Source organism: Bradyrhizobium genomosp. I (2014) (assembly GCF_000261685.1).
GTDB lineage: Bacteria > Pseudomonadota > Alphaproteobacteria > Rhizobiales > Xanthobacteraceae > Bradyrhizobium.
Genome location: NZ_AJQE01000191.1, coordinates 18,653 through 27,146, shown reverse-complemented (window position 1 = coordinate 27,146; position 8,494 = coordinate 18,653). Strand labels below are relative to the sequence as shown.

General features: G+C 66.5%; 9 protein-coding genes. 1 reads left to right on the top strand and 8 read right to left on the bottom strand.

What is annotated here, in order from left to right; genetic code table 11:
• Window positions 1-106 precede the first annotated feature (106 nt).
• From IC50_RS18360 to IC50_RS18325, 8 genes are all read right to left on the bottom strand, one after another.
• Complete coding sequence (locus IC50_RS18360) at window positions 107-1,711, bottom strand: NTP transferase domain-containing protein (RefSeq protein ID WP_035707727.1); 1,605 nt, start codon at window positions 1,709-1,711, stop codon at window positions 107-109.
• Complete coding sequence (locus tag IC50_RS18355; protein WP_035707723.1) at window positions 1,708-2,409, bottom strand: XdhC family protein; 702 nt, start codon at window positions 2,407-2,409, stop codon at window positions 1,708-1,710. Before IC50_RS18355 ends, IC50_RS18360 begins: the two co-directional genes overlap by 4 nt.
• Window positions 2,410-2,411: 2 nt before the next feature.
• Entirely contained in the window at window positions 2,412-2,735 is a 324-nt protein-coding gene (locus IC50_RS18350) for an XdhC family protein (RefSeq protein ID WP_008564652.1), read from the bottom strand.
• A 9-nt stretch (window positions 2,736-2,744) separates the two neighbouring features.
• Window positions 2,745-3,947, bottom strand: coding sequence for a vWA domain-containing protein (locus tag IC50_RS18345; RefSeq protein ID WP_035707720.1), 1,203 nt, complete (start codon window positions 3,945-3,947; stop codon window positions 2,745-2,747).
• 128 nt (window positions 3,948-4,075) lie between these two features.
• The gene (locus IC50_RS18340) at window positions 4,076-4,999 is read right to left on the bottom strand and encodes an AAA family ATPase (protein ID WP_035707717.1); all 924 of its coding nucleotides are present in this window, start codon (window positions 4,997-4,999) and stop codon (window positions 4,076-4,078) included.
• A 62-nt stretch (window positions 5,000-5,061) separates the two neighbouring features.
• Window positions 5,062-5,868, bottom strand: a complete 807-nt coding sequence (locus IC50_RS18335; protein WP_035707713.1) for an FAD binding domain-containing protein — start codon at window positions 5,866-5,868, stop codon at window positions 5,062-5,064.
• Window positions 5,869-5,895: 27 nt separating this feature from the next.
• Window positions 5,896-6,381: a (2Fe-2S)-binding protein gene (locus tag IC50_RS18330; protein ID WP_035707711.1), complete on the bottom strand. Its 486-nt coding sequence runs from the start codon at window positions 6,379-6,381 to the stop codon at window positions 5,896-5,898.
• A 135-nt stretch (window positions 6,382-6,516) separates the two neighbouring features.
• Window positions 6,517-6,963 carry an SRPBCC family protein gene (locus tag IC50_RS18325; RefSeq protein WP_035707709.1) on the bottom strand — a complete coding sequence of 149 codons (447 nt, stop codon included), beginning with the start codon at window positions 6,961-6,963 and terminating at the stop codon, window positions 6,517-6,519.
• A gap of 170 nt (window positions 6,964-7,133) precedes the next feature.
• Between IC50_RS18325 and IC50_RS18320 the strand changes: the two genes are divergently transcribed.
• A complete protein-coding gene (locus IC50_RS18320) occupies window positions 7,134-8,489 on the top strand; it encodes a 3-carboxy-cis,cis-muconate cycloisomerase (protein WP_035707708.1) in 1,356 nt (451 codons plus the stop codon).
• The last annotated feature ends 5 nt before the right edge of the window (window positions 8,490-8,494 follow it).

The following is an 8,494-nucleotide window of genomic DNA, read 5'->3' as shown; positions in this document are numbered from 1 at the left end:
CGGCGCCCATGACGCAGTAAGATTAGCGAAGCGTAATCCGCCTCTTTTGTTTCCGCGGAGAAACACAGCGGCGGATTACGCTTCGGCTAATCCGCCCTACGCACCTTCATCCCCGCCTTGCCGCCTCCAGCGCCTGCGGCGTGTCGATGTCGAGGAAGGCGCTTTCGCCATCGACGGGCACTTCGGCGACCGCCTCGGTGTGTTTGGCGATCAGATGCCGCGCGCCGACGTCGCCATCGAGCGTCATCAGCTCCCTGAAGAAGCGGCGCGACCACAGCACGGGATTGCCGCGGCGGCCTTCGCTGACGGGCACGACGATGAGATTGCCACGGTCGGGCGCAAAACTGTCGATGAGACGGTCGATCAGGCCGGCGTCGATCAGCGGCATGTCGCCGAGACACACCACCGCGCCGTCGCAGGTCTCGGGCACGGCCGCGATGCCCGCCTTGACCGAGCTGGCGATGCCGCCGGCGAAATCCGGATTGCGGACGAATTGCACCTTCAGGCCTTGCAGCGCCTGCTCGACGAGTTCGGCCTGATGGCCAGTGACGACGATCACTTCGGATGCTTTCGAGGCCAGCGCCTGCTCGGTGGCGAGGCGGACCAGCTTCTTGCCGTCGAGCTCGGCGAGCAGCTTGTTCGAGCCGCCCATGCGGGTCGAACGTCCCGCCGCGAGCACGATGGCCGCGACCTGGCTGTTGCCCTCGGTCTCCGGCTGTGCGCGCGGCTGCGGCCGCGTCACGATCTCCATCAGCAGGCCGCCGACGCCCATGCCCATCAGCTCGGACCGCGTCACCTCGATGCCGGCGAGGAGCCGCATCAAGACCCAGTCGAAACCGTTCTCGACCGGCGAGCGCGCACAACCCGGCGCGCCCAGCACCGGAACGCCATCGGCGCGGGCGATCAGCAGCAGATTGCCGGGATCGACCGGCATGCCAAAATGCTCGATCTCCCCGCCGATGCCGGTGACGGCTGCCGGGATGACGTCGCGTCGGTCGGCGATCGCGGAGGCGCCGAACACAATGACGAGCTCGGCACCGAGACCGAGCAATTCCTTGATCGCAGCCGACAGCGCCTGCTCCTCATGCGGGACACGCCGCTCGGCAATGACGCTGGCGCCGGCCGGCGCAAGGCGCTCGGCGGTGACGCGCAGCGTCTTGTCGATCACCTTCGAGGACAGTCCCGGCAGCAGCGTCGAGACGACGCCGACGCGCTTGATGACATAAGGGGCGATCGTCAGCACGTCCTTGCCGGCCGCCTTCACCGCGGCATCGCGCAAAGTGCCCTCGACGCCAAACGGGATGATCTTGACGGTGCCGACCATCTCGCCCTCGACCACCGGCTTGTAGGCCGAGAGCGTGGCAAAGGTGATGGCCTCGTCGACATTGTTGATGCGGTCGACCGCGGCGCGGTCGATCACCAGCACGCCCGGGCGCGCGGCGAACAGATTGGCGCGGCCGGTGAAGGCGCGCTCGACATGAATGCCCTCGCCGCCCACGGCAAGCGCGATGCTGGCGGCCGCGACGTCCTCGGAGACGTCGCCCGCCTCCATGCGCACCACGACGATGTCCTTGATGCCGGCACGCTCCAGCGCTTCGACCTCGGCGGCGCCGATCGTCGTGCCCTTCTTCAGCACCAGCGGGCCCTGGCGCAGTGTGTGGACGGTCACCCCGCCGATCGCATCCCTCGGGCTCGCCGGGCCGAACTTCATGCCGCTTCTTCTTTTTCTTTTGGTGGCAGGCGGAGCACCGCCGTGATCTCGGCCATGATCGCCACCGCGATCTCGGACGGCGAGACCGCGCCGATCGCAAGACCGATGGGCGCGTGGATGCGCGCGATGTCGCTTTCCTTGGCGCCCTGCGCCCGCAACCGGTCGGCCCGCTTGGCATGAGTCTTTCGCGAGCCGAGCGCGCCGATATAGAAGCAGTTGCGCTCGAAGGCGTGCAGCAGCGCGGGATCGTCGATCTTGGGATCGTGAGTCACCGCGACGAACGCCGTATAGGCATCGACGTTGAGCGGCGGCAGCGCCGTGTCGGGCCATTCGGCGATCAGCGGAATGTCCGGGAAGCGCTCGGGGCTCGCGAATGCCGTGCGCGGATCGACCACGGTGACATCGTAGCCGAGCGAGCGCGCCAGCGGCGCCAGCGCCTGACTGATATGGACCGCGCCGATGATGACGAGCTTTGCCGTCGGCGCGTAGACGTTGAGGAACAGCTTCTTGCCGCCGGCCTCGATGCCGGCGCTCTTGCCCATGCGAAGCTGCTTCTCCAGCTCGGTGCGCAGCGGATCCCCGGCGAAGTCCGCGGCCTTCACCAGCCGCTGCTCGCCGCTCTCGGTGTCGGTCACCAGGATCACCGGCCGGCGCACTGCGCGCTCGGCGTTGAGTTCGTGCAGGATTGCGAGCTTCACGGCTAGCCGACCTTCTCGACGAAGACGCGGATGGTGCCGCCACAGGACAGCCCGACATTCCAGGCCGTCTCATCGGCGACGCCGAACTCCAGCATCTTGGGTTTGCCGCTCTCGATCACGTCCATGGCCTCGGTCACCACAGCGCCCTCGACGCAGCCGCCGGAGACCGAGCCGAGGAAGGTGCCCTCATCGTTGATGACAAGGCTCGAGCCGGCCGGGCGCGGCGCCGAACCCCAGGTCTCCACAACGGTGGCCAGCGCGACGCCACGACCGGCCTTCTGCCAGTCCTCCGCCGCCTTCAGAATATCCTCGTCGCGATCGAGCATGGGTGCCTCTCAAGCTGCGGAGCGGATCAGGCTGCGGTGATGCGGCGGCAGCGGCCGGGAGAGCGTCGTGATCAGCTCCTGGATCGAACTCAAATTATGCACGGGGCGGAATTCGTCAACGTGGGGAAGCATCATTTTGATGCCCTGCGCCTTGGCCTCGAAACCGCCGAACCGCAACAGCGGGTTGAGCCAGATCAGCCGCCGGCAGGACCGGTGCAGCCGGTCCATCTCGAAGGCCAGTCTGGAATCGGCCTCCCGTTCCAGCCCGTCGGAGATCAGCAGCACGATGGCGCCCTGGCTCAACACGCGCCGTGCCCACAATTTGTTGAAGTTGTGCAGCGAGGCCGAGATCCGGGTGCCGCCGGCCCAGTCCTCGACCGAGGCCGAGCAGCTCGCCAGCGCCTCGTCGGGGTCGCGCTGGCGCAGCGCGCGGGTGACGTTGGTGAGACGGGTGCCGAACAGGAACACCGAGACGCGCTTGCGCGCATCGGTGATGGCGTGGAGGAAGTGCAGGAACAGGCGGGTGTATTCGCTCATCGAGCCCGAGATATCGAGCAGCGCGACGATCGGCGCCGGCTTCTCGATCCGCCCGAGGCGATGGATGTCGATGATGTCGCCGCCGGTGCGGAGCGATGCGCGCAGCGTGCGGCGCAGGTCGAGTCGCAGCCCCCGCGGATCTCGCTGGTGCCGGCGCGTCAGAAGCTCGGCCTGCGGCAGGTGCATCCGCTCGACGGCGCGGAGCGCCTCGGCGATCTCGGCCGCGCTCATCTGCGCAAAATCCTTTTTCTGAAGGATCTCCTTGTCGGAGACCGACAGGCGCAGATCCTGCTCCTGGTGCTGCGGCGTCTCGGTCATGCGCGGCTGCGACATCGCCTCCTGCACGCGGCGCGCTCCGGCCTGCGGCTTCTTCTTGGCCTCTTCCGGCAGCGGCACCGAATCCAGCATGTGCTTCCATTCTTCCGAGGCGCGGAAGAACAGGTTGAAGGCCTGCTTGAAGATCAGTGCATGCTCGTGGCGCTTGACGAAGATCGCCTCCAGCGTGGTGAAGACGTCGGCGCGGTTGCCGATGTCGATCACCTGCAGCGCGCTCATGGCATCGATGACTGCGCCGGGGCCGACCGGAATGCCGGCGGCACGCAGCGCGCGGGCGAAGCCGACGACGTTGTCGGCGAACTGCTCGGTCTGCTCCGGGGCAAGGTGGTTGATGGCCATGGTCAATCCTCGCTCTGTCATTCCGGGGCGCCGCGAAGCGGCGAACCCGGAATCCAGAGTTTGTGGCGCGAGATTCCGGGTTCGGTGCTTCGCACCGCCCCCGGAATGACGAACTCAATTGAAGCGCGTCAATTCTCGCTCGTCGCTTCCTTCAGCACCTTCTGCAAGGCATCGCCCTGCATCCGGGTGATGTCGTCCTGGTACTTGAGCAGCGCGCCCAGCGTGTCGCCGACCACTTGCGGGGTCAGCGAACGGGCGTCGAGCTCGGACAGGGCGGTCGCCCAGTCGATGGTCTCGGCAACGCCCGGCGACTTGTAGAAGTCCTGGTTGCGCAGCGCCTGCACGAAACGCACGACCTGCTGCGACAGCTTGGCGGAGATGCCGGGCACGCGCGTCTTGACGATCGCAAGCTCACGCTCGGCGGCAGGATAATCCACCCAGTGATAGAGACAGCGCCGCTTCAGCGCGTCGTGGATCTCGCGGGTGCGGTTGGAGGTGATGATGACGATCGGCGGATGCGGCGCCTTCACGGTGCCGAATTCGGGGATGGTCACCTGGAAGTCGCTGAGGATTTCGAGCAGGTAGGCTTCGAACGCCTCGTCGGCGCGGTCGAGCTCGTCGATCAGCAGCACCGGCGGGCCGGCGACGTCGGGCTCCAGCGCCTGAAGCAGCGGCCGCTTGATCAGGTAGCGGTCGGCGAAGATGTCGCTCGATAGCTGGTCGCGATCGGTGTCGCCGGCGGCTTCCGCCATCCGGATCGCGATCATCTGCGCGGCGCTGTTCCACTCGTAGACAGCGGAGGAGACGTCGAGGCCCTCGTAGCACTGAAGGCGGATCAGCTTCCGCCCCAGCGCCGCCGAGAGCACCTTGGCGATCTCGGTCTTGCCGACGCCGGCCTCGCCCTCCAGGAACAGCGGCCGGCCCATCCGCAAGGAGAGGTAGGTCACCGTCGCAAGCGACCGCTCGGCGAGGTAGCCCCGCGACGTCAGAAGTTCGAGCATCGCATCGACCGATGCCGGCAGAGCACCGGACGAATTGGGCGTTGAAGTCATGAGAAAGCCAGTCTTACTACGCCCTCATCGGGACATGTTCGGGGCCGATGCGTGAGGTCACCTCACGCCTTGGCGTTGGCGGCATCGACGGCACGCCGCGTCAGCACCCCGATGAGGTGCGCGCGGTATTCGGCGCTGCCGTGGATATCGCTGTTGAGACCTTCCGCCGGCACCGCGATGCCTTCCAGCGCCTTCGAGGCGAAGCGCTTCTTCAGGGCTTCCTCGAATGCGGTGACGCGGAACACGCCTTCGGAGCCGGCGCCGGTGACGGCAACGCGCACGTCTGAAGGACGCCGCGCGACGAACACGCCGACCAGCGCGTAACGCGAGGCCTGGTTGCGGAACTTGATATAGGCCGCCTTTTTCGGCAGCGGGAACATCACCTTGGTGATGATCTCGTCGGCTTCGAGCGCCGTCGTGAACAGGCCCTGGAAGAACTCTTCCGCCTTGAGGCGGCGCTTGTTGGTGACGATGGTGGCCCCTAACGCAAGCACCGCGGCCGGATAGTCGGCGGTCGGATCGTTGTTGGCGAGCGAACCGCCGATCGTGCCCTTGTGACGCACGGCGGGATCGCCGATTCCGCCGGCAAGGTTCGCCAGCGCCGGGATCGCCTCACCGACGATCGCGGAAGTCGCGACCTCGGCGTGCTTGGCGGTGGCGCCGATCACCAGCGAGCGGCCCTTCATCTCGATCGAATTGAGCCCCTCGATATGGGAGAGGTCGACCAGATGCGGCGGGCTTGCGAGGCGCTGCTTCATGACGGGAATCAGCGTGTGGCCGCCGGCGATCACCTTGGCGTCTTCGTTCTTCACCAGGAGGTTGGCCGCCTGGCGAACGGTCCCAGGGCGATGATATTTGAATTCGTACATCTGAATGTCCTGATCGCGGGATGCGCGTTACGCGAGGTCGGATTTCGCCATCGCCTTCGCGCCGGCGGAGATCGAGGTGACGATGTTCTGATAGCCCGTACAGCGGCAGAGATTGCCTTCGAGCTCCTCGCGAATCGTGTGGTCGTCGAGTTCGTGGCCCTTGCGATGCACGATGTCGATCGCGGTCATGATCATGCCGGGGGTGCAGAAGCCGCACTGCAGGCCATGGTGTTCGCGGAAGGCCTCCTGCATCGGATGCAGCGGCGCGCCGTCGGCGGCCAACCCCTCGATCGTCTTGACCTCGTGGCCGTCGGCCATCACCGCAAGCGTGGTGCAGGACTTCACGGCCTTGCCGTCGACATGCACCACGCAGGCGCCGCACTGCGAGGTATCGCAGCCGACATGGGTGCCGGTCAGCCGCAGATTCTCGCGCAGGAATTGCACCAGAAGCGTGCGGGGATCGACATTGGCCGTCACAGGATTGCCGTTCACGATGAGGGAGATTTTTGCCATAAGCACTCTCTATCAGCGCCCCGACGGGTCCCGTCGAAGCGGTTCTTATAATTATTCCAACCCATCATATGGGCCATTGTCCCCTGGGGCAACATCACCCCGGACGCAAGCCGCCATGCCGAAAGGCGATAGGTTTCAGCCCTGTACCGCCGCGGCGAAGTTCGCGAAAAACTCGTCGGCGAGTTTCTTGGCGGCGCCGTTGATCAGGCGCTGGCCGAGCTGCGCCAACTTGCCGCCGATCTGCGCCTCGACGTCGTAGGAGAGCAGCGTGCCGCCGTCCTTCTCCGCGAGCCTGACCGCCGCGCCGCCCTTGGCGAATCCGGCGACCCCGCCCTCGCCCTCACCCGAGATCTTGTAGCCATTCGGCGGGTCGAGATCGGACAGCATGACCTTGCCCTTGAAGCGCGCCGACACCGGCCCGACCTTCATTTTTGCCGTCGCGCGAAAGCCGCCGTCGTCGGTCTTCTCCAGCTCTTCGCAGCCGGGAATGCAGGCCTTGAGCACCTCGGGATCGTTGAGCTTGGCCCACACGGCCTCGCGCGGCGCCGCAAGCTGGACCTCGCCGTTCATCGTCATGGCCATGAGATCTCTCCCGGATCGGTAACTATAGTGCTGATCAAGTAACGCAGGGACGCGACAAAGGAAAGGGCGGGGCCGGGTCACGTGCAATGCATATTCGCAACTGCAAAATGACGTGTGCGGGCGGTTGGGGATTGGCACAGCCAGGCCATGATGATTAGGTCGCGCGCAACATGAGCACATCCCTCTCCCCCCTGCTGGCGCCGATGCTGTCAAGCGCGGCCATGCGCGTGGTCTGCGACGACCGCTCTACCCTGCAGAACATGCTGGATTTCGAGGCAGCCTTGGCACGCGCCGAGGCCGCCACGGCGCTGATTCCCGCGTCCGCCGTGGGTCCGATCGAGGCCGCGTGCAAGGCCGATTCCTTCGACTTGGCCGCGCTGGCCGAGGCTGCGACGCGATCGGGCAACCTCGCAATTCCCCTGGTCAAGACGCTGACTGCCAATGTCGGCAAGCTTGACGCGGAGGCCGCCCGCTACGTGCATTGGGGCGCGACCAGCCAGGACGTCATCGACAGCGCGACCATGCTGACGCTTCGCGCCGGCATCGATGCGCTGGACGCTGACCTCAGCCGCGCCATCAAGGGCTTTGCCGCGCTGGCGCGCAGCCATCGCAACACCGCGATGGTGGCGCGAACCTGGCTCCAGCACGCGCTGCCGATGCCGTTCGGGCTGAAGGCGGCCGAATATGCCGCAAGCCTTGCCCGCGCCCGCTGCCGCCTGCTGCGGCTCTCCCGCGAGGGACTGGCGCTGCAATTCGGCGGCGCCGCCGGTACGCTTGCGGCTCTCGGCGACAAGGGGCTCGCGGTTGCCGAACGGCTCGCGCAAGAGCTCGATCTGCCGCTGCCCGAGGCGCCCTGGCATACCCATCGCGACCGCATCGCCGAGGCTGCATCCTGCTTCGCAATTCTCGCCGGCAGCTGCGGCAAGATCGCACGCGATGTCTCGCTGTTGATGCAGACCGACGTCGCCGAAGCGTTCGAGCCCGCCGGCGAAGGCCGCGGCGGGTCCTCGACCATGCCGCACAAGCGCAACCCGGTCGCCGCCGCGAGCGCGCTGGGCGCCGCCACCATGGCCCCGCAGCTCGCCGCGACGATCTTTGCCGCGCAGGTGCAGGACCACGAGCGCAGTGCCGGCCCCTGGCACGCGGAGTGGCCGACGCTGCCGCAATTGATGCTGGTCGCTTCCGGCGCGCTTGCGGCCATCGTCGACATCGCCGAGGGTCTCGAGGTCGATGCCGCGCGCATGCGCAGCAATCTCGATGCGACGGACGGGCTGATCATGGCCGAGGCGGTCACCTTCGCGCTGGCCGAGACGATCGGCAAGAGCGAGGCGCATCATCTGGTCGAGGCCGCCAGCAAGCGCGCGGTCGTCGAGAAGAAGCATCTGCGCAAGGTGCTGTCGGCCGATTCGCGAGTTACTGCGCACCTTTCGCCGGAAAAAATTGCGGCATTGTTCGAGCCGATGGCCTATCAAGGGGCCTCGCAGGCCTTGATCGACAGCCTGCTCGACAGCCTCGACCGCGAATAGATACG